Here is a 23,291-nt window from a genome sequence, read left to right on the forward strand (position 1 = left end):
GGGCGTTGGCCGGGGTCAGGATGGCAAGTGGCCTGGGGGCGCAGCTCTGTTCGGCGGCGGTCATCGGAGAGAGATTTTCACGCGAAGACGCGAAGCCGCGAAGATTTTTTTGGTTCGCGCAGAGGCGCGGAGGCGCGGAGGGTTTCGATTTGGGGCGGGCGCTGGCCCGCGCTTCGAATGTGGGAAGGTCTCCCGATCGAAAGCGATGACTCCGCAACCCCTCCGTTCAGCCTGAGCGAAGTCGAAGGCCACGGGAATCCGGCGCGGCAAAGGGCAGGACGTGCGCTTCGACTTCGCTCAGCGCGAACGGGAGACGGGATCGGTCGAAGGTGCACCAAGCCGACCGCCCGGAAACCAAATCTTCCGCGTCGTCGCGCGAACCTCAATGCGCCCGAACCGGCACCCCCGCCGCCGCGAGCGCGCGGTGGGCGTCCGCGATCGACGCATCGCCGAAATGGAAGATCGATGCCGCCAGCACCGCCGAGGCATGGCCGTCGCGCACGCCCGCGACCAGATCGTCCAGCCCGCCGACGCCGCCCGACGCCACGACCGGCACGCTGGTCCGGTCGGCGATGGTGCGGATCAGGTCGAGGTCGTAGCCGCCCCGCGTTCCGTCGCGGTCCATGGAGGTGACGAGCAACTCGCCCGCGCCCAGTTCTGCCAGGCGCAGCGCGTGCTCCACCGCATCGATGCCGGTCGCGCGCCGTCCGCCATGAGTGAACACCTCCCAGCCATCGGCCGTCCGCCGCGCATCGACGCTGGCGACGCAGCACTGGCTGCCGAATCGCTCGGCAATGTCCGAGACGACTTCTGGGCGGCTGACTGCGGCGGAGTTGACCGCCACCTTGTCTGCGCCTGCCAGCAGCAGCGCCCGCGCATCCTCCGTCGTGCGCACCCCGCCGCCGACGGTCAACGGCATGAAGCACACCGCCGCCGTCCGCCGCACCACGTCCAATATGGTGCCGCGCGCCTCATGGCTGGCGGTGATGTCGAGGAAGCACAGCTCGTCCGCCCCGGCCGCGTCATAGGCGCGTGCCTGCTCGACGGGATCGCCCGCATCGATCAGGTCGACGAAGTTGACGCCCTTGACCACGCGCCCGTTGGCGACGTCGAGGCAGGGGATGACGCGCGCCCGGACGGTCATGCGGCCGCCGCCACCGACAGCGCCGCCGCCAGATCGAGCCGCCCGTCATAGAGCGCGCGGCCGGTGATGACGCCTTCGACCCCGTCCTGATGATGAAGCGCCAGCATATGGATATCGCCGATCCCCGCCACGCCGCCGCTGGCGATCACCGGGATGCGCACTGCGCGGGCCAGATCGACGGTCGCGGGCACGTTGCAGCCCTTGAGCAGACCGTCACGGCCCACATCGGTAAAGAGCAGCGACGCGACGCCCGCATCCTCGAACCGGCGCGCCAGATCCTCGACCGACACGTCCGACACGTCCGCCCAGCCGCGCGTCGCGACCATGCCGTCCTTGGCATCGACCGCGACGACGATGCCGCCCGGATAGGCCCTGGCCATGTCGCGCACGAAGTCGGGATTCTCCAGCGCCGCGGTGCCGATCACCACGCGCGAGACGCCCAGGTCGAACCAGCGCTCGACATTCTGAGGGTTACGGATGCCGCCGCCCAGCTGGACGTGACCGGGAAAGGCTTTGACGATCGCCTGCACCGCCTCGCCATTGACCGACTCGCCTGCAAAGGCGCCGTCGAGGTCGACGACGTGCAAATGCTGCGCCCCCGCCTCGGCGAACAGCATCGCCTGATGGGTGGGATCGTCGCCGTACACGGTCGCGCGGTCCATATCGCCCTCGGCCAGACGCACCACTTGGCCGCCCTTCAGGTCGATGGCGGGGAAGACGATCAGGCTCACGGATGCCACTCCAGGAAACGTGTGAGGAAGGAGAGGCCATAACGCTGGCTCTTCTCGGGGTGGAATTGCGCGCCGACCACCGTGTCGCGACCAATCGCGGCGGTGACGGGGCCTGCGTGGTCGGTGGTCGCCAGCACATGCTCGCCGGTAAAGGCAAAACTGTGGAGGAAATAGGCCTCGCCCGGCACGATTAGCGGGTGGTCGCGCAAGGGGCGGACATCGTTCCAGCCCATATGCGGGACCTTCGCCGCCGGATCGGCCGGGGTGAGTCGCGCGACCCGGCCGGGAATCCAGCCCAGGCCGCGATGCTCGCCCATCTCCTCGCCCGTGTCGGCGAGCAGCTGCATACCAACGCAAATGCCCAGAAAGGGGCGGGCGCGGGTAAGGGCGGCCTCGCGCAGCACCTCTTCCAGCCCGTCGACCGCGCGCAGATTGGCCGCGCATGCGCCGAATGCGCCGACGCCCGGCAGCACGATCCGGTCGGCCTTGGCGATCACATCGGGGTCGGCGGTGATGACGACATCGCTCGCCCCCGCCGCGCGCAGGGCATTGTCGACCGAGTGGAGATTGCCCGACTCGATGTCGATCAGCGCCAGCGTCACAACATGCCCTTGGTCGAGGGGATGGCGTCGGCCTTGCGCGGGTCGATCTCGACCGCCATCCGCAGCGCACGGGCCAGGCCCTTGAACACGCTCTCGGCGATGTGATGGTTGTTGTGGCCGTGCAGCAGCTCGACGTGCAGCGTGATGCCCGCCTCCTGCGCGAAGCTGTGGAACCAGTGCTCGATCATCTCGGTCTGGAGCGTGCCCAGCATCGGGTTCGTGAACGGCACCTTCCACACCAGCCAGGGCCGCCCCGAAATGTCGAGCGCGGTGCGGGTCAGCACCTCGTCCATCGGCGACAGCGCCTCGCCATAGCGATAGATGCCGCGCTTGTCGCCCAGCGCCTTGGCAAAGGCCTGTCCGATCGCCAGCGCGCTGTCCTCGGTCGTGTGGTGTCCGTCGATATGCAGGTCGCCCTCGACCTTGACCGACAGGTCGATCAGCGAATGCCGCGACAGCTGGTCGAGCATATGGTCGAGAAAGCCGATGCCGGTGGCGTTCTGATAGACGCCGGTGCCGTCGAGATTGACGGTGACGTCGATGACGGTTTCCGCGGTGGCGCGGTGGACGGAGGCGGTGCGCATGGCCCCTCCCTTAAACACCTATCCGTCCCATGCAATCTTGACCCGCGATCAAAGGCCGCTAGTCCATGGGCCATGACCGAAGGATTGCCCGACAGCCTCATCCCCTATGACGACATCGTGCAGGAGGCCCTGCGCGCCGTGGTGGGGCGTGTACTCGGCCCGGTGGCGGAGACGGGGCATCTGCCCGGCACCCACCATTTCTACATCACCTTCAAGACCCAGGCGCCGGGCGTCGACATCCCGCAGCGGCTGGTCGAGCGATTCCCGGACGAAATGACCATCGTCCTCCAGAATCGGTTCTGGGACCTGACGGTGGACGAGAATCGCTTCTCGGTGGGGCTCAGCTTCAACCAGGTGCCGTCGAAGCTGGTGATTCCCTATTCGGCGATCACCCGCTTCCACGACCCGGAAGTGCAGTTCGAGCTGGGCTTCCATGTCGCCGACGATCCCCAGGGCGATCCCGATCCGCACGATTCGGCCGAGAATGACGAGCCGGTCGCCAAGCCGGTCGAGGACGGCAGCAACGTCGTCGCGGTGGATTTTAAGCGGAAGAAGTAAAGCGGAAGCGGAGAAGGACGAGACCCTTCTCCCTCTCCCCCTCGGGGAGAGGGCCGGGGTGAGGGGCTGGGGCTGGGCCTGCACTCCGCCTGTCTTGCCAAGCCCCAACCCCTCACCCAACCCTCTCCCCGGAGAGGAGAGGGCTTGATATTCACCGGGAACCCATTCCCTATCCGGTGAGTCCCTAGCCCATGACCCAGACCCCCACCGCTACCCGCACCGAAACCGATTCGATCGGCCCGATCGAAGTCCCCGCCCATGCCTATTGGGGCGCGCAGACCGAGCGGAGCCTCGAGAACTTCCCCTTTGGCACGCGCGAGCAGATGCCGATCGGCATCGTCCATGCGCTGGCCATCGTCAAAAAGGCCGCCGCGCGAATCAATCGCGGGCACGGGCTGGCGGCGGAGAAGGCCGACGCGATCGAGGCGGCGGCGCAGGAGGTGATCGACGGGCGGCATGACGACCAGTTCCCGCTGGTCATCTGGCAGACCGGCTCGGGCACCCAGTCCAACATGAACGCCAATGAGGTGATTGCGGGCCGCGCCAATGAAATCCTGACCGGCACGCGCGGCGGCAAGAGCCCCGTCCACCCCAATGACGATGTGAATCGCGGCCAGTCGTCCAACGACACCTTCCCGACCGCGCTGCACGTCGCCGCCGCGCTGGCCGTGACGCGGCAGCTTTATCCCGCGCTCGACCGGCTGCACGCCGCGCTCGATGCCAAGGCAAAGGAATGGGATTCGATCGTCAAGATCGGCCGCACCCATTTGCAGGACGCGACCCCGCTGACGCTGGGCCAGGAATTTTCGGGTTATGTCCAGCAGTTGGCCAATGCCCGCGCCCGGATCGAGGGGACGCTCCACCGCAATATCCTGCCGCTGGCGCAGGGCGGTACGGCGGTCGGCACCGGGCTGAACGCCCCCCATGGCTTTGCCGAGGCGATCGCCGCCGAGATCGCCGAGGCGACCGGGCTCGACTTCGTCACCGCGCCCAACAAGTTCGAGGCGCTGGCGAGCAATGACGGGCTGGTCGATCTGCACGGCACCTTGAATGTCCTCGCCGTGGCGCTGACCAAGATCGCCAACGACATCCGCCTGCTGGGTTCGGGCCCGCGCTCGGGACTGGGCGAGCTGGAGCTTCCGGCCAACGAACCGGGCAGCTCGATCATGCCGGGCAAGGTCAACCCGACCCAGAACGAGATGCTGACCATGGTCGCCGCGCAGGTGATCGGCAACAATGCCGCCGTCACGGTCGGCGGGCTACAGGGTCATCTCGAACTCAATGTGTTCAAGCCGTTGATCGGTGCGAATGTGCTGCGTTCGATCCATTTGCTGTCGGTCGGCATGGAGAGTTTCGCCGAGCGCACCATCGATGGCATGACGGTCAATCGCGACCGGATCACCGAATTGCTCGACCGCTCGCTGATGCTGGTGACCGCGCTCGCGCCTGAGATCGGCTATGACAATGCCGCCAAGATCGCCAAGCATGCGCATCACAAGGGGCAGACGCTGAAGGAGGCCGGGCTGGAACTGGGGCTGGTCGACGAAGCGACGTTCGACCGGGTGGTGCGGCCGGAGTTGATGCTGGGTCGGTGAGCTGAGGGGGCATGGCCTTCGACGTCTCTCGGACCGAGCGCGGTCGAAGGCCAAGAGGAATCCGTCCCCGATCCTACCCCTTGGCCGGATAGGCGGGCAAGGCGAGCCGATAGCGGATCGCCGCCCCGCGCAGGGCGAATCCTGCCAGCGCGGCGATCGGCCCCGCCCCCGGCACGCCGAGCGCGCTGAGCAGCACATAGCTGGTCGAGGCCAGCGCGGCGGCGGTGACGTAGAGTTCGGGCCGCATCAGGATCGACGGCTCCCCCGCGATCACGTCGCGGATGATGCCGCCGACACAGGCCGACACCACCCCCAGCATCGCGGCCGGGATCGGCGAGATGCCATAGCCGCTGGCCTTGGCCGCGCCATAGACGGCATAGGCCGCCAGCCCCACCGCGTCGAACCAGTCGAGTGCGCTGCCCCGCCACCAGCGCGCGGGCGTCGCCCAGACCGCGACGGCGGCGACCAGGCAGACGAGCGGCACGCGCGGATCATGCACCCAGAAGACCGGCGCATTGATCAGCAGGTCGCGTAGCGTGCCTCCGCCGACCCCGGTGATCAGCGCGAAGAAGACCAGCGTCACCATCGTCTGGCGATGCCGGGCCGCGGCCAGCGCGCCCGACACGGCAAAGACGGCCAGGCCCGCCAGGTCGAGCCAGGGCATGACGGCGGGCAGCATGGCGGTCGGTTCGGGCAGCATCGTGCGACCCTAGAGCGACGGGCCGGGGTCGGAAAGGGTAAGGCGAAGATGAATGCGGCGTTATCTCATGTTCATGCAACGGACAGTAGAATGCGGACGTTACGGCATCAGATCAAATTGGAAGGATATATCTCATGCGCAAATTGATGCTTGCTTTGGGCTGCACCGCCATGGTCGTCCCCTCGCTGGTCCTGCCGGCCACCGCCGCCGATGCGCAGCGCCGCTACAAGTATCGCGAATGGCGTGACGATCGCGGCCGTGTCCGCTGCCGCAAGCCGGACGGCACCACCGGCCTGGTCGTCGGCGGCGTCGCGGGTGCGCTGCTGGGCCGCACGATCGACACACGTGGCGATCGCACGCTGGGTACGCTGGGCGGTGCCGCCGTGGGCGCGCTGGCCGGTCGCGAGATCGAGCGCGGCACGAGCAATCGCCGCTGCCGCTGATCCGACGGCACATCGGGCTCTCAAAGGGGCGTCACCTGCGGGTGGCGCCCTTTTTCGTGGCCGGGCGGGGAGGGCGCCTGTCCCTCCGGTGAACGGCAAGTAGTTTTCGGTTCACGCAACAGTTTGAAAGATAACGGGTTTTATCGGCATCATCATCGGGAGTTGAGTTATGCGTTTCGCTCTGTTGTCGGTTGCCATGGCCGCCACCGTATTTGCCGCCCTGCCTGCCGAAGCGCAGCGCAATGGTTGGGAAGCGCGGCAGGAATATCACGAAGACGTTCGCGACGCGCGCCGGGACTATAATCGCGACGTCCGCAACGCCGATTCGCGCCGGGATATTCGGGACGCCCGTCGCGAATATCGCGAGGATGTGCGCGATGCGCGCAAGGATTATCGCCGCGACATGCGCAACGTCCGCTGGCGCAACTACGACTATAACCGGTTCGAGCCGGGCCAGCGCGGCTATTATCCCGAGCGCTATTATCGCGACGGCCGCTTTTATCAGCCGCGTACGCTCGGTCGCAACGACCGCATCTATCGCGGCATGAACGGGCGCTATTATTGCCGCCGCAACGACGGCACCACGGGTCTGGTCATCGGCGGCCTGGCGGGCGGCGCGCTGGGCAATGTGATCGCGGGCGGCGGTTCGCGGCTGCTGGGCACGGTGATCGGTGCGGGTGGCGGCGCGCTGCTGGGGCGGCAGATCGACCGCGGTCAGGTCCGCTGCCGCTGATCGGGCGGCCCGGACGTCAGGACGGCCCGGCGGGGACACCCGCCGGGCCGTTTTGCCATCAGATCAGGCCGCCGCCCAGCATCAGGCGCAGGCCGAAGATCAGGATCAGGATCAGGTTGAGGTTCCGCCCGCTGCTGCGCGACGACAGCGCGCCGATCGCCGCGCCGACGATCGCGATGGGGATGACGAACCAATAGCCCCAGGCGAAGAAGGGCAGGAACGGCACGATCCCGAGCAGAAGCGCGACGAGGCCGATGACGATCGAGAACAGGTTCAGCATGGAATCAAGATGGAGACCGGCCATGCGATTCACAAGTCGTAGCGAAGCTCATCCCGTCACGGGACGGCGGCGGCGGGCGCGTTAACGACCGGCTGGGATCGTCATGCTAGGGGTGACGCCATGATTGCCGTGTCGCCGCGAATCCTGATCCCGCTTGTTTGTCTGCTACTTGCCGCCTGTGGCGGCGGCGCGTCCGACGACGATGCGCAGCTGAACGCGCTCGACAACGAACTGGCCGCGATGAACGACGGCAGCCCGGCGCGCGATCCGCAGCTTCGCGAGGCGCTGGCGGGGCAGATCATGGTCGATCCCGGCCTGACCCAGAGCGCCAACGCCAATGCGGTGCGCCCGCCGAATCGCCCCGTGACCGACCAGCTTCCCGCGATGCCGCCGCCCGCCGATCCGGTCGATGCGCGCACCCTGAAGGCCGCGCCCGCGCCGACGCGCGACTGCCCCGAATGCCGTGCCTCGACCAAGGCCTACACGCTGGCTGCGCTGGCGGGGCAACAGGCGCGCAATGCCGGGTGTCTGTCGGGCCTGCGTTATGCGGCGGGCTGGGCCGGGCGATTGCCGGGGGCCTTCGCACTCTATCCGGGCAGCCGGCTGGCGGAGGCGGCGGGCAACGACGCCCCTGGCTGCGGCTTGCGTATCGTCAGCTTCCGCGCCGGGGGCGGGGTGGGCAAGGTCGTCGACTATTATTACACCCGCGCCGTCCAGGCGGGCTATACCGCCGAGCACAAGATGGACGGGACTCAGCATGTCCTGGGCGGCACGCGCGGCGAGGCGGCCTATATCCTCTATGCGACCCCCCGCGCGGAGGGCGGCAGCGATGTCGATCTGGTGGTCAAGGGCGGCTGATCGCTTGTCCTTTGCGCATCGCGCGGGGTTGCGCTAGGGAAAGCGGATTATGTCACCGCTTCTTCTCGTGATGCTGGGCGGCGCGCTGGGCTCGGGGGGACGGTATTTGACGGGGCGGGTGCTGACCGATGCACTCGGCCCCGGTTTTCCGTTCGGCACGCTGGCGGTCAACTGGATCGGATGTCTCGCCATGGGCGTACTGGCCGGGGTGCTGGCGCGCATGGGGGGCAGCGAAGGCTGGCGGCTGTTTCTGGGCGTCGGGGTGCTGGGGGGCTATACGACCTTCTCGGCCTTTTCGCTGGATACCATCACGCTGATCGAGCGGGGGCAGGGGGCGATGGCGCTGGGTTATGTCGCGCTGTCATTATTGGGTTCGCTGGCCGCGCTGTGGGCGGGGCTATGGATGACGAGGATTTTCGCATGACGGACTTTGTCCGCCAATTCACGGTCGGCTATGACGATGACGGCATCCGGCTGGATCGCTGGTTCAAGCGGCATCTGCCCGACACCAGCTTCACCACCGTCGCCAAATGGGCCCGCACCGGCCAGCTGCGCGTCGACGGCGCGCGCGCCACGCCCGGCGACCGGATCGTCGCGGGCCAGGTCCTGCGTGTCCCGCCCGCCGAGCCCGCCCCCGCCGAAAGCAGCAAGCCGACGATGCGGCCGCGCAACATCCTGTCCGAGGACGAGGAGTCGTTCGCGCGCGAGATGGTGATCCACAAGGACCGCGACGCGCTGGTCCTGAACAAGCCGCCGGGCCTGGCGACGCAGGGGGGGACCAAGACGACCACCCATGTCGACGGCCTGCTCGACGCGCTGCAATTCGAGGCGGAGGGGCGGCCCAAGCTGGTCCACCGGCTGGACAAGGACACTTCGGGCGCGTTGCTCGTAGCGCGCAATGCGCGCGCGGCGGCGTTCTTCGCCAAGGCATTTTCGGGGCGGACCGCCAAGAAGATCTACTGGGCGCTGGTCGTCGGCGTCCCCTCGATCGAGGACGGCACGATCGAGCTGCCCATCGCCAAGCAGCCGGGTACCGGCGGCGAAAAGATGCATGTCGACGAGGAGAATGGCCAGGCGGCGCGCTCGCGCTACCGGGTGATCGAGCGGGCGGGCAATCGCTGCTGCTGGGTCGAGCTGCAACCGTTCACCGGCCGCACCCACCAGCTGCGCGTGCACATGGCGGCGATCGGGCATCCGATCGTCGGCGACGGCAAATATGGTGGCGCGGCGGCGTTCCTGACCGGCGGGATCAGCCGCAAGATGCACCTGCACGCCCGGCGCATCCGGGTCGACCATCCCGATGGCGGCCGCATCGACCAGACCGCCGAACTGCCCAGCCACTTCGCCGAATCGATGAACCAGCTGGGCTTCGACGAGATTCGCGGCGACGTCCTGCCCCAGGACGAGGATCGCGGGCCCCCGCCCAAGGACGTGCTGAAGCAGCGCGCCAAGGCGCACGCCAAGCAATATCGCAAGGAACGCCGCGGCGAACGGCGCGGCCGGGGTTCGCGTTCGTAAACGCCTGCGGCAAAACAAGGTCTGCCAATAATGTGGAAAGCCCCGCCGACCCAGGGTCGACGGGGCTCTTCCTTGTCACGGCGGAGGGCGTGTGCCCTCCGCCTTCGCGATTAACGGCAATAGCCGGGATTGTTCGACTTTTCGATCGCGTGACCGGCCAGCGCACCCGCGCCGCCGCCCAGGATCGTGCCGAGCGTCCGGTCGCCGCGCGTGTCGATCGTCCGGCCCAGCAGGCCGCCCGCGATCGCGCCGACGATGGTGCCGGTGGTGCCGCTGTTGCAGCGCTGCGGACCACGGTTGTAATAGCCGCGGTCATAGCCGCCGCGACGGTCGTAATAGCCACGGTCATAGCGCGGGCCACGGTTGTAGCCGTCATAATAGGCATCGCCATAGGCGCGCTCATAGCGGTCGCCATAATAACGCTGCGCCGAGGCGGCGGTCGGAACCATCGCCGTTGCGCCGACGGCAAGGGCAGCGGCTGCGAGCGAGAGCTTCTTGAACATCGTCTTCTCCCTTGATCTTCAATCCGGCGGCGAAGGGACCAATCCCGTCGTCGTTGATGCTCTTCTGCCCGATTCGCCATGATGCGATGCTGAATGCGTTTGTTAGCTATCGTTCATGGACGAGGGCGCTTCCCCCGCCGCGACCTTGCCGATAGGACGGGCCGATGACGCGCCCGCGCCTTGCCCTGTTCGATTGCGACGGCACCCTTGTCGACAGCCAGGCCAATATCTGCCTTGCCGCCGTCGAGGCGTTCGCCCTGTCCGGCCTCACCCCACCGCCCGCACCGGCAATTCGCCGGATCGTCGGGCTGAGCCTGGTCGAGGCGATGCGCGTGCTCGCCCCCGACCAGCCTGACAAGGCGCATCACCGGCTGGCGAGCGATTACAAGGCGGCGTTCTTCCGCCTGCGCACCGAAGGCGCGATGGCGCCCGAGCCGCTGTTCGACGGCATCCCCGCGCTGCTCGACCATCTGGCGGCGGAGGGGTGGCTGATGGGCGTGGCGACCGGCAAGTCGGACCGGGGGCTTGCCCGCGTGCTGGCCGAACATGGCCTGGCGCATCATTTCGTCACGTTGCAGACCGCCGACCGGCACCCCTCGAAGCCCGATCCCGCGATGGTCTTCGCCGCCATGGCCGAGACGGGGGTGGCCGCGGCGGACGTGGCGATGATCGGCGATACGAGTTTCGACATGGCGATGGGCAAGGCGGCGGGCGCCTTCGCGGTCGGCGTGGCCTGGGGATATCATGACGTGCACGAACTGGTGAATGCGGGCGCGCAGGTCGTCGCGCAGGACGTGGCCGATCTGCCTGCGCTGCTGGTGCGGGCATGAGCGCCGATAGCCGCGCGCGGCGGCACTGGTTCATCATCACGGGCGTCCGCCTGATCGGCGTGGCGGGGGCGCTGTTCGGCATCGTGCTGGCCTCGCGCGGGGTGGCGTGGCCGCAAAAGGCGCTGGGCGTCGCCATCGTCCTGTCGGCCTTGGCGATGATCGCGGTCGTGCCTGCCGGACTGGCGCATCGCTGGCGGAGTGGTGCGGAATGAAGCGGTTCTGGACGAATGTCGGCGTCGATGCTGATCGGGTGGTCCGGCTGGACGATCGGCCGGTGCGCACGCCGGGCCGGGCGCCGCTGGCCTTGCCGACGCCCGCGCTGGCCGAGGCCGTGGCGGGGGAATGGCGCGCGGTCGAGGAGACGGTGGACCCGCGCGCCATGCCGTTGACCGGGCTGGCCAATGCCGCGATCGACCGGATCGGCGCGGACCCGGCGCCCTTTGCGCAGGGGCTGGCGCGCTACGCCGAAACCGACCTGCTCTGCTACCGCGCCGACTCGCCGCCCGAGCTGGTCGAGCGGCAGGACCGGGTGTGGAACCCGCTGCTCGACTGGGCCCGCGATCGCTACGACGTGCACTTCACGCTGGTGAGCGGGATCATGCACCGGCCCCAGCCCGATGCGACGGTCGATCGGCTGGCGCAGGCGGTGGCGGCGCTGGATGCCTTCCGGCTGGCGGCGCTGTCGCCGGTGGTGACGATCACCGGCTCGCTGGTCTTGGCGCTGGCGCTGCTGGAGGGCGCGGCGGAGCCCGATGCGGTGTGGATCGCCGCGCATGTCGACGAGGATTTCCAGGCCGAGATTTGGGGCGAGGACTATCTCGCCATCGAGGCGCGCGACGGCAAAAGACGCGAGTTCGACGCGGCGGTACGGTTTCTGGCGGCGCTGGGGTAGGGGCGTGGGCTTCGACTTCGCTCAGCCTGAACGGGGGTGGGGCGCGAGGCGGGGCCCTTTGCCGGTACGCCGCGCCCTCCGTTCGCACTGAGCGAAGTCGAAGTGCGCGGGACTCGTTTGCGGCCCGGCTTTCGCTTGGGCTTCGACTGCGCTCAGCCTGAACGGGGGTGGAGCACGGGGAGAGGCTCTCTGCTGGCACGCCCGCCCTCCGTTCGCATGGCGCGAAGGCGAAGGGCGCGCCCGGCACCCATCCCGTAGTTACTTCGTGGTCAGCTTCCGGATGAATCCGATCAGCCCGGTCTGGCGCGAGCGCTTCAGCCGTTCGGCCTGGAGGATGGTCTTCACCCCCTGGAAACACTGTTCGACATCGTCATTGACCAGGACATAGTCATAGCCGTCCCAGTGGCTGACCTCATTGGTCGCACGGGCCATGCGCGCGTCGATCACCGCCACCGAGTCGGTCGCGCGGCGTTCGAGTCGCTGGCGCAGTTCCTCCATCGAGGGGGGGAAGATGAAGACGCGGACCACGTCGCCGCCCGCAATCTGGAACAGCTGCTGCGCGCCCTGCCAGTCGATGTCGAACAGCACGTCCTTGCCGGCCGCCAGCATCGCCTCGACCTGTGCGCGCGGCGTGCCGTAGCGATTGTCGAAGACATGCGCCCATTCCAGGAACTCGTCATTCGCCACCATGTGGCGGAATTGCTCGAGATCGACGAAGTGATAGTCCTTGCCGTCCTCTTCGCCGGGACGGATCGGACGGGTCGTCGCCGACACCGACATCTGAAGGCCCGCATCGTCCGCCAGCAGCTTGCGCGCGATGGTCGACTTGCCCGCGCCGGAGGGCGAGGACAGCACGAACAACATGCCGCGGCGCTTCAGCTTGTGGGGATCGTCGGGATTGGCGGGCGAATTGGGCATGGCTGCCTTTGACGCACGCCACCGCAGCGCGTCAAGCCATGGCTGACGCGCTGCGACGGGTCGAAGGCGATCGGGCGCGTCAATAGCGCGTGGCGGTCGCCTTGCTGGCCTTGTGGCGGTCATAGGCCTTCTTGGCCGCATAGCCGCCGCCGAGCAGCAAGCCGAGCGGGCCCAGCCGCCGCATGCCGCCCACCGCCAGCGCGCCCAGCGCGGCACCCTTCAGCCCGTCATTGCCTTCGCGACGGCTGACTTCACGCCCGACCAGCGCACCGATGATTCGTCCGATCATTGCACCTCTCCAAAAACCCGGTCCTTGAGCTTGCCCGCGCCGCGCAGCACTGCCCAGCCCACCGCATAGGTGATGGCCAGCGGCAGCACGACCTTCAGGACATTGGCGGTCACCGCGCCGATGATCGCGCCGTCGGCGACGCCATCGTCGCCCGACAGACCGTCGATCGCGGAACCGACCAGCGCGCCGATAGTGGTTGCACCCATTGCTCTGCCCCTCATTGCTCAAGGCAGGAAAAGCGCGGGAGGGGCGATGGGTTCCGTGCGCATCGGCGGTCCTGCGCGCGACGTGATCCTCAGCCCTTGGCCGCGACCTTGGCCTCGATCGCGTCCCAGATCATGGCGGCGACATCGGTGCCGTCGAATTTCTCGATCGCGACGATGCCAGTGGGGGAGGTGACGTTGATCTCGGTCAGCCATTCGCCGCCGATCACGTCGATCCCGACGAACAACAGCCCGCGCCGCTTCAATTCCGGCCCCAGCACCGCGCAGATCTCGCGTTCGCGCGCCGTCAGCTCGGTCTTCTCCGCCGAGCCGCCGACCGCCAGGTTGGAGCGGATCTCACCCTCGCCGGGCAGGCGGTTGATCGCGCCTGCGACCTCGCCGTCGATCAGGACGATCCGCTTGTCGCCCTTCGCCACGGCGGGAAGGAAGGCCTGGACCATATGCGGCTCGCGATACGCGGTGTTGAACACCTCGATCAGCGCGGACAGGTTCGCGCCGTCGCGCCCGACCTTGAAGATCGCCTTGCCGCCATTGCCGTGCAGCGGCTTGATGACGATCTCGCCATGCTGGGCCAGGAACGCGCGCGCCTCGTCCAGCGAACGGGTGACGAGCGTCGGCGGCATGAATTGCGGATAGTCGAGGACGAAGACCTTTTCCGGTGCGTTGCGCACGCTGCGCGGATTGTTGACGACCAGCGTCTTCTCCGCGACCCGCTCCAGCAAATGGGTGGCGGTGATATAGCCCAGGTCGAAGGGCGGGTCCTGGCGCATCAGCACGACATCGGCCTCGTCGCCCAGGTCCAGTTTCACCGGCTCGCCGAAGCCATAATGATCGCCCGCGACCCGCTGCACGGTGACGGGATGCGCCTTGGTCCAGAGATGCCCGTCCGACCAGTTGAGGTCGCCCGCATCATAGTGGAACAGCTTGTGTCCCCGTGCCTGCGCCGACAGCATCAGCGCGAAGCTCGAGTCCCCGGCGATATTGATCTGGTCCATCGGGTCCATCTGGACAGCGACGGTCAGCGGCTTGGACATGGGGAGCGTTCCTTCCTTCGGACGGGTCTTTGGCAGGGGAGGTAATCCTTCGCCCGGCCCCTGTCACCCGCGCGTCACCCGCACCAGGCATTTTCGATGTGACGCGGCCGCGTACCCGGCGCGAGCAGGATGACGTCGATGCGGATATCGTCGCTCGGCCCCGCATAGGTCGCCATCAGGCTTTCCGCCGCCGCCGCGACCCGCGCCAGCCGCCGCTCGTCGATCGCGAAGTCCAATTCCGCGGCGGTCTTGCGCGTCTTGACCTCGACAAAGGCGACCAGCGATCCGCGCCGCGCGATCAGGTCGACCTCCCCCGCAGGCGTGCGGACCCGGCGGTCGAGAATGGTCCAGCCCTTCAGCTGCAGCCACCATGCGGCCAGGCGCTCGCCGCGTCGGCCCGACTCTTCGGCGGCACGGCGGTCCCGGCGGGGGCGAGGCGGAACGAGCGACATGCGCCCCTGCTAACCCATGACCCGGTGGTCAGGCGAGGCTTTCCTCCGGCGATACCAGCCATTCCAGGGCGGATTCGGGCGTTTCGAAGATGCGCAGATAGGGTTGCTTCATCAGGCGCAGGATCTGCTGCCGTGCGATCGCGCTGTTGGTCACCATGCCGATGCGGCTGGCACGCGGGAAATTGCGCATATTGTTGTGCACGACCATGACGGAATCGGACGGCTGGACGCGGATGACGCTCATATCGACGCGCAGGAGATAGCCGGGCACGAAGCCGCTGCGCCAGAAAGCGTCCGTCAGCTCATGGGCATAGCGCGCGGCGATCTCGGGCGTGAACAATCCTGTCCAACGTATGTCCAGCAGGTTGATGTCGTGATGAAAATCGAAGGCGTACATGAGGGAGCGGCTCCTGGCCCCGCCATGCGCCTGCGTCCCTTAGAAATTCCCTAACGCCGCATCCTAATCGTTTGAATCCCCGCTCTTCAGTGCCAGGGCACGGGCGTAGAGCGCCTTGCGGTCCAGGCCCAGCGCCTTGGCCACCTCGCTCGCCGCGCGGCCGACGGGCAGGCGGGTCAGCGCCTCGGCCAGCGCGGCGTCGGCGTCCTGCTCGGTGGCGGGCGGGGCCTCGCCCGGCGGCGCGACGACGATCGCGATCTCGCCCTTTGGCCCGCCCTCGGCATAGCGCGCGGCGAGGGTGGAGAGGGTGCCGGTCACCGCCTCCTCGAACTTCTTGGTGATTTCCCGCGTCACCGCCGCCTCGCGGTCGCCCAGCCCTTCCGCCAGCGCGGTCAGCGTCGCGGCGAGGCGCGGCCCCGATTCGTAGAGGACCAGGGTCGCGCGGATCCCGGCGATCTCGGCGATCGCATCGGCGCGCGCCTTTTCCTTGGGCGGCAGGAAGCCCGCGAACAGGAACCGGTCGGTCGGCAGCCCTGCCAGGGTCAGCGCGGCGATGGCGGCGCAGGGGCCGGGGATCGTCACCACCGCATGCCCCGCCGCGCGCGCATCGCGCACCAGCTTGTAACCCGGGTCCGAGATCAACGGTGTCCCGGCATCGGACACCAGCGCCACCGCCTGGGTCGCCATGCGCGCGATCAGGCCGGGGCGGACATGCTCGGCATTGTGGTCGTGATAGGGCTGCATGGGCCGCTTGACCCCGATATGGCGGAGCAGACCGGCGGTCACACGGCTGTCCTCGACGGCGATGACATCGGCGTTTGTCAATATGTTGGCGGCGCGCGGCGACAGATCGCCGAGATTGCCGATCGGGGTCGCGACGATGTACAGCCCGGGTTCGAGAGTGTGTTCGGATTGGGTCACGGGGATCGTCATGACAGAGGCAGGGCTGTTCGTACAACCGGGGGCCGCAGATTCGGGCGGCTCGCAATTTCACGGCTGGCGGATCGGGCGCGGCCTGGCGCTGGCGACGACGCTGTTCCTGGGAGCGTGCCAGACGATCGTCCCGCGCGGGCCCGTCGAACAGCCCCAGACCCGGCCCGTGCCCACGACGCCGCGCCCGTCGACCGAGGTCGAGCACGGCCTGCCGCGCGACACCGCGCGCCACCGCGTCGCGTTGCTGGTGCCGCTGTCGGGCGCCAATGCGGGCGTGGGCCAGTCGATCGCCAACGCCACGATGATGGCGCTGCTCGATGCGCAGGCGGACACGATCCGAATCACCAATTACGACACCGCGAACGGCGCGGCGGCGGCGGCGCAGAAGGCGATCGCCGAGGGCGCGCAGCTGATCCTGGGGCCGCTGCTGTCCGAGGATGTCCGCGCGGTCGCGCCGGTCGCGCGGGCGGCACGGGTGCCGGTCATCAGCTTTTCCAACGATGCCGGGGTCGCGGGCGGCGGCACCTATCTGATGGGCTATACGCCCGCCCAGTCGATCGACCGGGTGGTGGATTTCGCGCATGAGCGCGGCGTCACGACCTTTGCGGGCCTCGTCCCCAACGGCCTGTATGGCGAGCGCGCCTCGACCGCCTTTCTCCGCGCGGTCGAGGGGGCGGGGGGGCAGGTCGTCTCGCTCCAGCCCTATGGCCGGGTCGCGGGCGGGATCGCGGCGGCGGCGCAGCGGCTGAACGCCAAGGCGCCCTATGACGCGGTACTGGTCGCCGATGGCGGCGCGGCGGCGGCGGCGGCGGCCCCGATCCTGAAGCGCGGGTCGGGCGCGAACACGCATCTGCTGGGAACCGAGCTGTGGAACTCCGAATCGGGGATCGCCGCGCGCGCGCCGCTGAACGGGGCCTGGTTCGCCAGCGTGTCGAACACGCTCTACCGGCAATATGCGACCAAATACCGCGCCCGGTTCAGGACCGCGCCCTATCGCCTGTCGAGCCTGGGCTATGACGCGGTCCTGCTGACCGTGCGGATCGCCCGCGACTGGAAGATGAACGCGCCGTTCCCCGAAACCCGGCTGCGCGCGTCGGACGGCTTCTCCGGGATCGACGGCGCCTTCCGCTTCGGCCGCGACGGCGTGGCCGAACGCGCGCTGGAGGTGCAGGAAATCCGCGACGGCACCACGATCACCGTATCCCCCGCCCCGACCGGGTTTGGGGAGTGATGTCTTCCTGATCAAAAAAGGCCGGGACGATCGCTCGTCCCGGCCCGAAGTCGAAGCCTGTCTGCGCCAACGCGGCCCAGACAGGCTTCGGGGGTAAATCAGAAGGCGTACTGGAACTGGAACCGGGCGTTGCGACCGGCCTGATAGCCAGTGATCGTCTGGTAGTAGATCGACGCCGTACCTGCATTGTTGGTGCCGAACTCGTTGAAGTTGCTCGGCGTCTTCAGGTTCAGGAAGTTGAAGACGGTCAGACGGATCGTCGCGTTGGAGCGACCGATCGGCAGCTTCGTCGAGATGTCGAGATTGTCGGTGAACAACCAACGGCCATCGAATGCCGTGCCGCGCCGGACCAGCTGGACCGGGTAGGCGGTGTTCGGATCGGTGTTGATCGAGCCGTCCGGCTTGACCTGGCAATAGGCACCCGCCGCGCCATAAGCACGCGCATAGGGGTCAACATCGAGCGGCACGCGGCCGATACAGCCATATTTGCGCGGCGCGGTGGCCGAGAAGCTGAAGCCGAAGTTGAACCAGCCCAGCTGATAGCTACCGAACAGCTTGAAGACGTGGCGACGGTCGTTCGGCGTATAGCCGTACATGCCGCGCGTCAGGCCGGGCTGGTCGAAGTCCTGGGTCAGGCCGGTATCGCTCTGGCCGTTGTCGCTCTTCACGCCGCCTTCATAGTTGCCATAGGTCTTGCCATAGACATAGGACCCTTCGAGGCTCCACACGCCGTCGAACTCACGCCAGGCGCGGAAGGTCATTGAGCGGTGGAAGCGCTGCGCCTTGGGATAGCCCAGTTGTTCGGGGGTGAAGTTGACGGTCCGCAGCGTGGTTTCGCCGTTGATCGGATCCGACAGGGTGATCGAACCACCGCGACCCGGATTGATCAGCACATATTGATGGAAGCCATCCCAGGTATTGCCGCAGCCCGAGATGTTTTGCGCCTTGCAATAGTTGTTGACGGCCAAGTCGATCGCCGCGTCTTCCAGCACCTCGTTAAGTTTGGTGACGGTCAGGAACGCGTTGAACCGCCAGCGGTCGACCCGCTTTTCATAGCCGATGATGATTTCGTCGGCCGATTGCGGCTTCAGACCCTGCGCGACGACGCTGCGCGTGTCGGGTGCACGGCCGGTGCCGGTGACGTCGCAGTTGCGGATGCCCGTATCGGGGCAGGCCGCCGCACCGGCATAGAGCACCGGCGCGCCGAGGATCGGCACGTTGTTGGCGTCCAGGCCGTTGAAGACGTTCGTACGCCAGTAGAAGGTCTCACCACCCGCCAGGCGGATATTGGTGTTGGCCGCCACGGGGATAAAGAGCCGGCTGAAGCTGCCATAGATCTTGTCGGTCTGGTTGCCGATCGGATCGAAGGTCAGGCCGAGGCGCGGACCCCATTGGTTGCCCGACTTGTAGAAGGTCGCCCCATCGCCATTCTTGTTCTCGAACCGGTCGAGACGCAGGCCAAGGTTGAGGTTCAGCCGGTTGTCCATCAGCGACCAGCTGTCCTGCGCATAGAAGGCATCGTTGCGCGAGGCAAAGCCGCCGCCCACGGCGTAGGTCGACTGGCGCACATAGTCGGTGCCGATCGGCAGGCCATATTGGTCGCCCGCGCGAGCGCGGAAGATCGTGTAGCCGATACCGCCGCCGCTGCCGAGATTCTGAACCTTCGACGCCAGATCTTCACGGTCATAGCCAAAGCGGACATGGTGGCTGCCCAGCGCCTTGAAATAGACGTCGACGTCGGTGCGGTAGAATTTGCGGACGTCTTCGGCCGACTGGATCGCGCCGCCGGGGTTGGTCAGGCTGATCGGCGAGTCTGTGCGCGAATCGCTGACCGGCGGCAGATTGGTGCCGAAGCGGTTGATCGACTGGCCGAAGCTGACATTCTCGTTACGACCATAGGCCGCCGACACCGTCAGCCACTTGCTCATCACGCCGGTGTAGCGGCCGACATAGTTCTTGCCGCCGTAACGGCCATAGCTCTGCCCCTGATATGGCCCGTCGACTCCAGTCACCGGGTTCCAGCGATTGGCCACTGAGTTGGTGTTGCCATAGGTGCGGGTCGTGCCCTCGCCCGAGGTGTCGAAATAGGTGAATTCCAGGCGTTGGCCATTGGTGATGACCGCGTCGATCTTGCCGCCGAAGAAGGGAGAGGTGGTACGGTAGGCGTAACGCGAGGTACCGAGGAAGGTGTTGGTTGCCGGGAACCACTGACGTCCCGCAGTGATCGAGCTGATGTTGCGCGACTGATACAGGCCGTAGAAGAACAGGTGATCCTTCCACAACGGACCCGAAAGTTCCGCCGTCATCGACGTGGAATCATAGCGGCTATGCTTGTTGTCCGAATAGATGGTGTCCTTCGTGGCGCTCATCAGTTCGTTGGGGCTGGCGGTGAAGATGATGCCGCCATGGAACTCGTTCGAACCCGACTTGGTGGTCGCGTTGATGAAGCCGCCGGTCGAACGCCCGAACTCGGCCGCATAGCCGCCGGTCTTGGTTTCCACCGTCTGGTAGAAGTCGAACGGAACCGTCACCGCGCCCAGGCTCTTGCGGAAGTCGGTGATGTTCAGGCCGTTGATGAAGAAGGCGTTTTCGGATACCGCCGCGCCGTTGATCGACGGCAGGCCGCCAAACGCACCCGCGCCCGCATTGGCGCCCGGCGCCAGCAGGATGACCGATTGCAGGTCGCGACCGACCGGCAGGCGGGTGGCGATGTCGGCGACGTCGATGACCGCGCCAGTCGTGGTGCTGTCGAAGTCGGAGGTGCGGATACGCTTGCCCGACACCATGATCTCGCCCGCATTGCCCTCGACCTCGCCACCGAGCGCGAAGCGGTTCGACGACGATCCGGCGCGCAGAGCCACCTTTTCCTCGTTATAGGTCGTGAAACCCGGCGCGGTGATCGTGAAGCTGTAGGTGCCTGGCGGAAGTTCCGGGATCTGATAGCTGCCATCGCGATCGGTCTTGACGCTGCGGGTGAAACCCTGCGCGTCCGAGGTAACGGTGACGGTGGCACCCGCGATCGGCTTGCCCGATGCGTCGGTGACCTGACCGCTGGCGATGACGTTGACATAACCCTGTGCGGCGGCGGGTGCCGCCACGACGGTCAAGCTGGAAACGGCGACGATCCCGGCCGCTGCGGACAATAGGATGCCTTTGCGGCGACGCCGCATTGCTTCGATCCCCATCGATGTAAATCCCCCTTCATCGTGCCCGCCCGTTTATGGGTCGGACACCAGATCAAGGCCTGAACCTGTTCTTCAGGCCTCTGTCCGGCATCTAGGCAGAGCGCAAAACCGGGGTCAATATAGTATAATATATTGTATTATTGATCTAAAGCACCGATTAAACTGCTGGTTTGTCATACTAAATTTCAGAATCTGTCGAAAATAGACAAATTGAACCAACCCTGAACGGAAATTTCATTCACTTTCGGTTCAGTTGTTGCATTGTTACCACAGCAAGCCCGGCGGCCGGGTTTTTATTACCAAATGCGTACCATTCGTCGCAAAGCCAACGCGCTCGAAATCGGCATGGTGACGCTCAAAGTCGTCAGAGTACGATGTCGCGCAGGATGGCATCGAGCAGCAGAGCGCCATCTCCCGTCACGATCAGGCGCCCGTCGGCATGCCGGACAAGCCCCTGGCGAGAGAGTGTCGCTACGGCTTTCGCGTCGACCATCTCCCGACCCCCGGCCAGTGCGGTGATGCGGGGCAGGTCGACGCCTTCGCGCAGGCGCAGGCCCATAACCAGCGCCTCGGTCGCGCGGGTGACGGGATCGAGCGTTTCCTCGGTTTCGATGCCGTGGGCGTTGCGATCGACCGCCGCCATCCAGTTTTCGGGCTTCTTGCGGCGCACCGTCGCCACGCCCTCGCGGCGGCCATGCGCGCCGGGGCCGACCCCAACATAATCGCCATAGCGCCAATAGGTCAGGTTATGACGGCTCTCCGCCCCCGGCCTCGCATGGTTGGACGTCTCATAGGCGGGCAGCCCGGCGGCGGCGGTGCGCTGGCGGGTCGCCTCGAACAGGTCGGCGGCGGCGTCGCCGTCGGGGATGGTCAGCCGTCCCGCCGCCGCCTCGGTGTGGAAGCGCGTGCCTGGCTCGATCGTCAGCTGATAGAGCGACAGATGCTCGGTGCCATAGCCGATCGCGCGGCTCAGCTCGGCCTCCCAGTCGGGCAGGGGCTGGCCCGGGCGGGCATAGATCAGGTCGAAGCTGACCCTCCCGAACACCCCTTGCGCGGTCTGGAGCGCGCGCAGCGCCTCGTCCACGCCGTGCGCCCGGCCCAGGAAATGCAGCGCCTCGTCATCGAGCGCCTGTACGCCCAGCGAGGCGCGGTTGACCCCGGCGGCGGCCAGATCGGCGAAACGTGCCGCCTCGACCGAGGAGGGATTGGCCTCCAGCGTGATCTCGATCCCCTCGGCAAAGCCCCAGTGGCGCTCGGCGGCGTTCAGGATCGCGGCGACGGTGGCGGGGGGCATCAGCGACGGCGTGCCGCCGCCGAAGAAGATCGAGGTCAGCCGCCGGTCGGGCAGCGCCTCTGCCTCATGCGCCAGATCGGCGAGCAGCGCCTTTTGCCACGCCGCCTGGTCCACCGACTCGCGGACATGGCTGTTGAAATCGCAATAGGGGCATTTGGAGACGCAGAAGGGCCAGTGGACATAGAGCGCGAGCGGGGCGGGGGTCGGCGATATTGCGGAGGACATGATGCGGCCCGATATGGCGGCGATGCGTGCGCTTCGCCATCTCTTATCGATTCCCGTCTTCGCCCTGTTGCTGGCGGGATGCGGCCAAATGGTCCCGTCCTCGCGGCCGGGAACGGGGGAGCGTCCGCCCGCGCGCGTGGTCGAGGCGCGCCCCTCCGATGCGCCCGCACCGCGGGGGGCCGGATTGTTGCGCCAAGCGATGCTGGCCGGGCACCGCGCGGCGCGGGCGGAGATCGGGTTGCCGCCCCTGGCCTGGGACGACCGGCTGGCGGCGAGCGCGCTGGCCTATGCGCAGGACATGGCGCGCACCGGCCGCTTCCAGCATGCCGAACAGCCGCAGGGGCCGACCCGGCAGGGCGAGAATCTGTGGACCGGCACGCGTGGCGCCTATCGCTATGACGAGATGATGGGGCATTGGGTCGCCGAGAAGCGCGACTTCTTGAATCTGCCCGTGCCGCAATCGAGCCGGACCGGGCAGTTCGGCGACGTGGCGCATTATACCCAGATCGTCTGGGCGCGTTCCACGGCGGTCGGATGCGCGATGGCGAGCAACGCACGCGACGACTTCCTTGTTTGCCGCTATAGCCCGACGGGCAACGTCTTTGGCGAACGGGCATTCTGACTCGACGGACGCGGCAAAAGGAACGGCGCAATGGCGAATCCCTATGATCCGATGGCGTGGATCGCCTTCTGGAGCGCGCCCGCGCGTTTCGCGGTGATGGCCGGGGAGGCGATGCTGAGCGCGCAAAGCGTGATCGCGACCCGCATGGGGGCGATGGCGACGGGCACGTCTTCGGTCGCCGAAATGACGCTGATGGTCAGCGAGAAGGTGAAGGCGTTCGACCAGTCGGCGAAAGTCTGGAACCGCGATCAGGCGGCCCTGTCGCGTCTGTCGCGGCACGATCCGCGCGGCGGGATCATCGATGCGTGGGAGTCGATGGCCCGCGCCATGTTGATCGGCGCGTCGATGCCGGTCCAGGCGATGGCGCCGGTGCACAAGGCGGTGACCGCGAACCAGAAGCGGCTGGCCAAGGGGTAACAAATTTCCTCCCCTGCAAGGGGAGGGGGACCATGCGCAGCATGGTGGAGGGGTGTCACCCTCTCGATAGCGCGACACCCCTCCGTCAGGCCTTCGGCC

Annotated in this window: 29 protein-coding genes; 13 read left to right on the forward strand and 16 right to left on the reverse strand. The window is 67.2% G+C overall.

Annotated elements, in window-relative coordinates:
- Positions 1-382: 382 nt before the first annotated feature.
- Genes hisF through hisB form a run of 4 tightly spaced genes read right to left on the reverse strand, consistent with a single transcriptional unit; the run spans position 383 to position 3,061 of the window.
- On the reverse strand, positions 383-1,144 hold the full coding sequence (hisF, locus tag ACFX59_RS11590; protein WP_387432419.1) for an imidazole glycerol phosphate synthase subunit HisF: 762 nt from the start codon (positions 1,142-1,144) through the stop codon (positions 383-385).
- The gene (gene hisA, locus ACFX59_RS11595; RefSeq protein ID WP_261269241.1) at positions 1,141-1,875 is read right to left on the reverse strand and encodes a 1-(5-phosphoribosyl)-5-[(5-phosphoribosylamino)methylideneamino]imidazole-4-carboxamide isomerase; all 735 of its coding nucleotides are present in this window, start codon (positions 1,873-1,875) and stop codon (positions 1,141-1,143) included. Before hisA ends, hisF begins: the two co-directional genes overlap by 4 nt.
- Positions 1,872-2,477 carry an imidazole glycerol phosphate synthase subunit HisH gene (hisH, locus tag ACFX59_RS11600; protein WP_387432422.1) on the reverse strand — a complete coding sequence of 202 codons (606 nt, stop codon included), beginning with the start codon at positions 2,475-2,477 and terminating at the stop codon, positions 1,872-1,874. Before hisH ends, hisA begins: the two co-directional genes overlap by 4 nt.
- Complete coding sequence (gene hisB / locus ACFX59_RS11605; protein WP_309692922.1) at positions 2,474-3,061, reverse strand: imidazoleglycerol-phosphate dehydratase HisB; 588 nt, start codon at positions 3,059-3,061, stop codon at positions 2,474-2,476. The genes hisH and hisB overlap by 4 nt, the downstream gene beginning before the upstream one ends.
- A 72-nt stretch (positions 3,062-3,133) precedes the next feature.
- Here hisB and ACFX59_RS11610 point away from each other — a divergent pair, with 72 nt between their 5' ends.
- Positions 3,134-3,619, forward strand: a complete 486-nt coding sequence (locus tag ACFX59_RS11610; protein WP_261269238.1) for an SspB family protein — start codon at positions 3,134-3,136, stop codon at positions 3,617-3,619.
- Positions 3,620-3,810: 191 nt separating this feature from the next.
- Positions 3,811-5,214, forward strand: coding sequence for a class II fumarate hydratase (gene fumC, locus ACFX59_RS11615; RefSeq protein WP_387432424.1), 1,404 nt, complete (start codon positions 3,811-3,813; stop codon positions 5,212-5,214).
- A gap of 73 nt (positions 5,215-5,287) precedes the next feature.
- Here the strand turns inward: fumC and ACFX59_RS11620 are convergent, their stop codons facing one another.
- Positions 5,288-5,914, reverse strand: a complete 627-nt coding sequence (locus ACFX59_RS11620; protein ID WP_354294292.1) for a trimeric intracellular cation channel family protein — start codon at positions 5,912-5,914, stop codon at positions 5,288-5,290.
- Between the two features lie 134 nt (positions 5,915-6,048).
- Here ACFX59_RS11620 and ACFX59_RS11625 point away from each other — a divergent pair, with 134 nt between their 5' ends.
- Entirely contained in the window at positions 6,049-6,357 is a 309-nt protein-coding gene (locus tag ACFX59_RS11625) for a glycine zipper 2TM domain-containing protein (protein WP_058715332.1), read from the forward strand.
- Positions 6,358-6,526: 169 nt separating this feature from the next.
- Positions 6,527-7,090 (forward strand): glycine zipper 2TM domain-containing protein, encoded by a 564-nt coding sequence (locus tag ACFX59_RS11630; protein ID WP_387432426.1) that lies wholly within the window; start codon positions 6,527-6,529, stop codon positions 7,088-7,090.
- A 58-nt stretch (positions 7,091-7,148) separates the two neighbouring features.
- Here the strand turns inward: ACFX59_RS11630 and ACFX59_RS11635 are convergent, their stop codons facing one another.
- Positions 7,149-7,394, reverse strand: coding sequence for a hypothetical protein (locus ACFX59_RS11635; RefSeq protein ID WP_307103069.1), 246 nt, complete (start codon positions 7,392-7,394; stop codon positions 7,149-7,151).
- Between the two features lie 96 nt (positions 7,395-7,490).
- Between ACFX59_RS11635 and ACFX59_RS11640 the strand changes: the two genes are divergently transcribed.
- The 3 genes from ACFX59_RS11640 to ACFX59_RS11650 are packed head-to-tail and all read left to right on the forward strand — an operon-like array spanning position 7,491 to position 9,746.
- The gene (locus ACFX59_RS11640; RefSeq protein ID WP_387432428.1) at positions 7,491-8,228 is read left to right on the forward strand and encodes a hypothetical protein; all 738 of its coding nucleotides are present in this window, start codon (positions 7,491-7,493) and stop codon (positions 8,226-8,228) included.
- Positions 8,229-8,277: 49 nt separating this feature from the next.
- The gene (gene crcB, locus ACFX59_RS11645) at positions 8,278-8,652 is read left to right on the forward strand and encodes a fluoride efflux transporter CrcB (protein WP_307103073.1); all 375 of its coding nucleotides are present in this window, start codon (positions 8,278-8,280) and stop codon (positions 8,650-8,652) included.
- Positions 8,649-9,746 carry an RluA family pseudouridine synthase gene (locus ACFX59_RS11650; RefSeq protein ID WP_309692944.1) on the forward strand — a complete coding sequence of 366 codons (1,098 nt, stop codon included), beginning with the start codon at positions 8,649-8,651 and terminating at the stop codon, positions 9,744-9,746. The genes crcB and ACFX59_RS11650 overlap by 4 nt, the downstream gene beginning before the upstream one ends.
- A gap of 110 nt (positions 9,747-9,856) precedes the next feature.
- Here ACFX59_RS11650 and ACFX59_RS11655 read toward each other — a convergent pair whose 3' ends face one another.
- Positions 9,857-10,249, reverse strand: a complete 393-nt coding sequence (locus ACFX59_RS11655; protein WP_307103081.1) for a glycine zipper 2TM domain-containing protein — start codon at positions 10,247-10,249, stop codon at positions 9,857-9,859.
- Positions 10,250-10,413: 164 nt separating this feature from the next.
- On the opposite strand from ACFX59_RS11655, the gene ACFX59_RS11660 reads away from it, so the two are divergent.
- Genes ACFX59_RS11660 through ACFX59_RS11670 form a run of 3 tightly spaced genes read left to right on the forward strand, consistent with a single transcriptional unit; the run spans position 10,414 to position 11,971 of the window.
- Positions 10,414-11,079 carry an HAD-IA family hydrolase gene (locus tag ACFX59_RS11660; RefSeq protein WP_387432429.1) on the forward strand — a complete coding sequence of 222 codons (666 nt, stop codon included), beginning with the start codon at positions 10,414-10,416 and terminating at the stop codon, positions 11,077-11,079.
- Positions 11,076-11,291, forward strand: a complete 216-nt coding sequence (locus ACFX59_RS11665) for a hypothetical protein (protein WP_309699075.1) — start codon at positions 11,076-11,078, stop codon at positions 11,289-11,291. Before ACFX59_RS11660 ends, ACFX59_RS11665 begins: the two co-directional genes overlap by 4 nt.
- Positions 11,288-11,971, forward strand: coding sequence for an ATP12 family chaperone protein (locus tag ACFX59_RS11670; RefSeq protein ID WP_387432430.1), 684 nt, complete (start codon positions 11,288-11,290; stop codon positions 11,969-11,971). Before ACFX59_RS11665 ends, ACFX59_RS11670 begins: the two co-directional genes overlap by 4 nt.
- A gap of 258 nt (positions 11,972-12,229) precedes the next feature.
- Here the strand turns inward: ACFX59_RS11670 and gmk are convergent, their stop codons facing one another.
- The 7 genes from gmk to rsmI all read right to left on the reverse strand — a co-directional run bounded on the left by gmk (position 12,230) and on the right by rsmI (position 16,218).
- The gene (gene gmk / locus ACFX59_RS11675) at positions 12,230-12,889 is read right to left on the reverse strand and encodes a guanylate kinase (protein WP_307103088.1); all 660 of its coding nucleotides are present in this window, start codon (positions 12,887-12,889) and stop codon (positions 12,230-12,232) included.
- A 79-nt stretch (positions 12,890-12,968) separates the two neighbouring features.
- Positions 12,969-13,178: a hypothetical protein gene (locus ACFX59_RS11680; RefSeq protein WP_309699073.1), complete on the reverse strand. Its 210-nt coding sequence runs from the start codon at positions 13,176-13,178 to the stop codon at positions 12,969-12,971.
- Positions 13,175-13,384: a hypothetical protein gene (locus ACFX59_RS11685; RefSeq protein ID WP_387432431.1), complete on the reverse strand. Its 210-nt coding sequence runs from the start codon at positions 13,382-13,384 to the stop codon at positions 13,175-13,177. The genes ACFX59_RS11680 and ACFX59_RS11685 overlap by 4 nt, the downstream gene beginning before the upstream one ends.
- A gap of 89 nt (positions 13,385-13,473) precedes the next feature.
- The gene (gene gshB / locus ACFX59_RS11690; RefSeq protein WP_387432432.1) at positions 13,474-14,436 is read right to left on the reverse strand and encodes a glutathione synthase; all 963 of its coding nucleotides are present in this window, start codon (positions 14,434-14,436) and stop codon (positions 13,474-13,476) included.
- 74 nt (positions 14,437-14,510) lie between these two features.
- Entirely contained in the window at positions 14,511-14,888 is a 378-nt protein-coding gene (locus ACFX59_RS11695) for a YraN family protein (protein ID WP_387432434.1), read from the reverse strand.
- A 28-nt stretch (positions 14,889-14,916) separates the two neighbouring features.
- Positions 14,917-15,285, reverse strand: coding sequence for an STAS/SEC14 domain-containing protein (locus ACFX59_RS11700; protein WP_387432436.1), 369 nt, complete (start codon positions 15,283-15,285; stop codon positions 14,917-14,919).
- Positions 15,286-15,348: 63 nt separating this feature from the next.
- Positions 15,349-16,218, reverse strand: coding sequence for a 16S rRNA (cytidine(1402)-2'-O)-methyltransferase (rsmI, locus tag ACFX59_RS11705; RefSeq protein WP_387432438.1), 870 nt, complete (start codon positions 16,216-16,218; stop codon positions 15,349-15,351).
- Here rsmI and ACFX59_RS11710 point away from each other — a divergent pair.
- A complete protein-coding gene (locus ACFX59_RS11710) occupies positions 16,217-17,449 on the forward strand; it encodes a penicillin-binding protein activator (protein WP_373424675.1) in 1,233 nt (410 codons plus the stop codon). The genes rsmI and ACFX59_RS11710 overlap by 2 nt on opposite strands.
- A gap of 98 nt (positions 17,450-17,547) precedes the next feature.
- Here ACFX59_RS11710 and ACFX59_RS11715 read toward each other — a convergent pair whose 3' ends face one another.
- The gene (locus ACFX59_RS11715; RefSeq protein ID WP_387432440.1) at positions 17,548-20,619 is read right to left on the reverse strand and encodes a carboxypeptidase regulatory-like domain-containing protein; all 3,072 of its coding nucleotides are present in this window, start codon (positions 20,617-20,619) and stop codon (positions 17,548-17,550) included.
- Positions 20,620-20,998: 379 nt separating this feature from the next.
- The gene (gene hemW, locus ACFX59_RS11720; RefSeq protein WP_387432441.1) at positions 20,999-22,153 is read right to left on the reverse strand and encodes a radical SAM family heme chaperone HemW; all 1,155 of its coding nucleotides are present in this window, start codon (positions 22,151-22,153) and stop codon (positions 20,999-21,001) included.
- Between hemW and ACFX59_RS11725 the strand changes: the two genes are divergently transcribed.
- Positions 22,152-22,775 carry a CAP domain-containing protein gene (locus ACFX59_RS11725; RefSeq protein WP_387432443.1) on the forward strand — a complete coding sequence of 208 codons (624 nt, stop codon included), beginning with the start codon at positions 22,152-22,154 and terminating at the stop codon, positions 22,773-22,775. The two genes, hemW and ACFX59_RS11725, sit on opposite strands and share 2 nt — an antisense overlap.
- 30 nt (positions 22,776-22,805) lie before the next feature.
- Positions 22,806-23,192, forward strand: coding sequence for a hypothetical protein (locus ACFX59_RS11730; protein WP_354294316.1), 387 nt, complete (start codon positions 22,806-22,808; stop codon positions 23,190-23,192).
- Positions 23,193-23,291: the final 99 nt, after the last annotated feature.

The organism is Sphingomonas sp. NCPPB 2930 (assembly GCF_042867205.1).
Classification (GTDB): Bacteria; Pseudomonadota; Alphaproteobacteria; order Sphingomonadales; family Sphingomonadaceae; genus Sphingomonas.

Excerpts from the sequence above, each read along its gene's own strand:
- hisF (WP_387432419.1), bottom strand. The coding sequence starts at position 1,144 with ATGACCGTCCGGGCGCGCGTCATCCCCTGCCTCGACGTCGCCAACGGG.
- hisB (WP_309692922.1), bottom strand. The coding sequence starts at position 3,061 with ATGCGCACCGCCTCCGTCCACCGCGCCACCGCGGAAACCGTCATCGAC.
- ACFX59_RS11610 (WP_261269238.1), top strand. The coding sequence starts at position 3,134 with ATGACCGAAGGATTGCCCGACAGCCTCATCCCCTATGACGACATCGTG.
- fumC (WP_387432424.1), top strand. The coding sequence starts at position 3,811 with ATGACCCAGACCCCCACCGCTACCCGCACCGAAACCGATTCGATCGGC.
- ACFX59_RS11620 (WP_354294292.1), bottom strand. The coding sequence starts at position 5,914 with ATGCTGCCCGAACCGACCGCCATGCTGCCCGCCGTCATGCCCTGGCTC.
- ACFX59_RS11625 (WP_058715332.1), top strand. The coding sequence starts at position 6,049 with ATGCGCAAATTGATGCTTGCTTTGGGCTGCACCGCCATGGTCGTCCCC.
- ACFX59_RS11630 (WP_387432426.1), top strand. The coding sequence starts at position 6,527 with ATGCGTTTCGCTCTGTTGTCGGTTGCCATGGCCGCCACCGTATTTGCC.
- ACFX59_RS11635 (WP_307103069.1), bottom strand. The coding sequence starts at position 7,394 with ATGGCCGGTCTCCATCTTGATTCCATGCTGAACCTGTTCTCGATCGTC.
- ACFX59_RS11640 (WP_387432428.1), top strand. The coding sequence starts at position 7,491 with ATGATTGCCGTGTCGCCGCGAATCCTGATCCCGCTTGTTTGTCTGCTA.
- crcB (WP_307103073.1), top strand. The coding sequence starts at position 8,278 with ATGTCACCGCTTCTTCTCGTGATGCTGGGCGGCGCGCTGGGCTCGGGG.
- ACFX59_RS11650 (WP_309692944.1), top strand. The coding sequence starts at position 8,649 with ATGACGGACTTTGTCCGCCAATTCACGGTCGGCTATGACGATGACGGC.
- ACFX59_RS11655 (WP_307103081.1), bottom strand. The coding sequence starts at position 10,249 with ATGTTCAAGAAGCTCTCGCTCGCAGCCGCTGCCCTTGCCGTCGGCGCA.
- ACFX59_RS11660 (WP_387432429.1), top strand. The coding sequence starts at position 10,414 with ATGACGCGCCCGCGCCTTGCCCTGTTCGATTGCGACGGCACCCTTGTC.
- ACFX59_RS11665 (WP_309699075.1), top strand. The coding sequence starts at position 11,076 with ATGAGCGCCGATAGCCGCGCGCGGCGGCACTGGTTCATCATCACGGGC.
- ACFX59_RS11670 (WP_387432430.1), top strand. The coding sequence starts at position 11,288 with ATGAAGCGGTTCTGGACGAATGTCGGCGTCGATGCTGATCGGGTGGTC.
- gmk (WP_307103088.1), bottom strand. The coding sequence starts at position 12,889 with ATGCCCAATTCGCCCGCCAATCCCGACGATCCCCACAAGCTGAAGCGC.
- ACFX59_RS11680 (WP_309699073.1), bottom strand. The coding sequence starts at position 13,178 with ATGATCGGACGAATCATCGGTGCGCTGGTCGGGCGTGAAGTCAGCCGT.
- ACFX59_RS11685 (WP_387432431.1), bottom strand. The coding sequence starts at position 13,384 with ATGGGTGCAACCACTATCGGCGCGCTGGTCGGTTCCGCGATCGACGGT.
- gshB (WP_387432432.1), bottom strand. The coding sequence starts at position 14,436 with ATGTCCAAGCCGCTGACCGTCGCTGTCCAGATGGACCCGATGGACCAG.
- ACFX59_RS11695 (WP_387432434.1), bottom strand. The coding sequence starts at position 14,888 with ATGTCGCTCGTTCCGCCTCGCCCCCGCCGGGACCGCCGTGCCGCCGAA.
- ACFX59_RS11700 (WP_387432436.1), bottom strand. The coding sequence starts at position 15,285 with ATGTACGCCTTCGATTTTCATCACGACATCAACCTGCTGGACATACGT.
- ACFX59_RS11710 (WP_373424675.1), top strand. The coding sequence starts at position 16,217 with ATGACAGAGGCAGGGCTGTTCGTACAACCGGGGGCCGCAGATTCGGGC.
- rsmI (WP_387432438.1), bottom strand. The coding sequence starts at position 16,218 with ATGACGATCCCCGTGACCCAATCCGAACACACTCTCGAACCCGGGCTG.
- ACFX59_RS11715 (WP_387432440.1), bottom strand. The coding sequence starts at position 20,619 with ATGCGGCGTCGCCGCAAAGGCATCCTATTGTCCGCAGCGGCCGGGATC.
- ACFX59_RS11725 (WP_387432443.1), top strand. The coding sequence starts at position 22,152 with ATGATGCGGCCCGATATGGCGGCGATGCGTGCGCTTCGCCATCTCTTA.
- hemW (WP_387432441.1), bottom strand. The coding sequence starts at position 22,153 with ATGTCCTCCGCAATATCGCCGACCCCCGCCCCGCTCGCGCTCTATGTC.
- ACFX59_RS11730 (WP_354294316.1), top strand. The coding sequence starts at position 22,806 with ATGGCGAATCCCTATGATCCGATGGCGTGGATCGCCTTCTGGAGCGCG.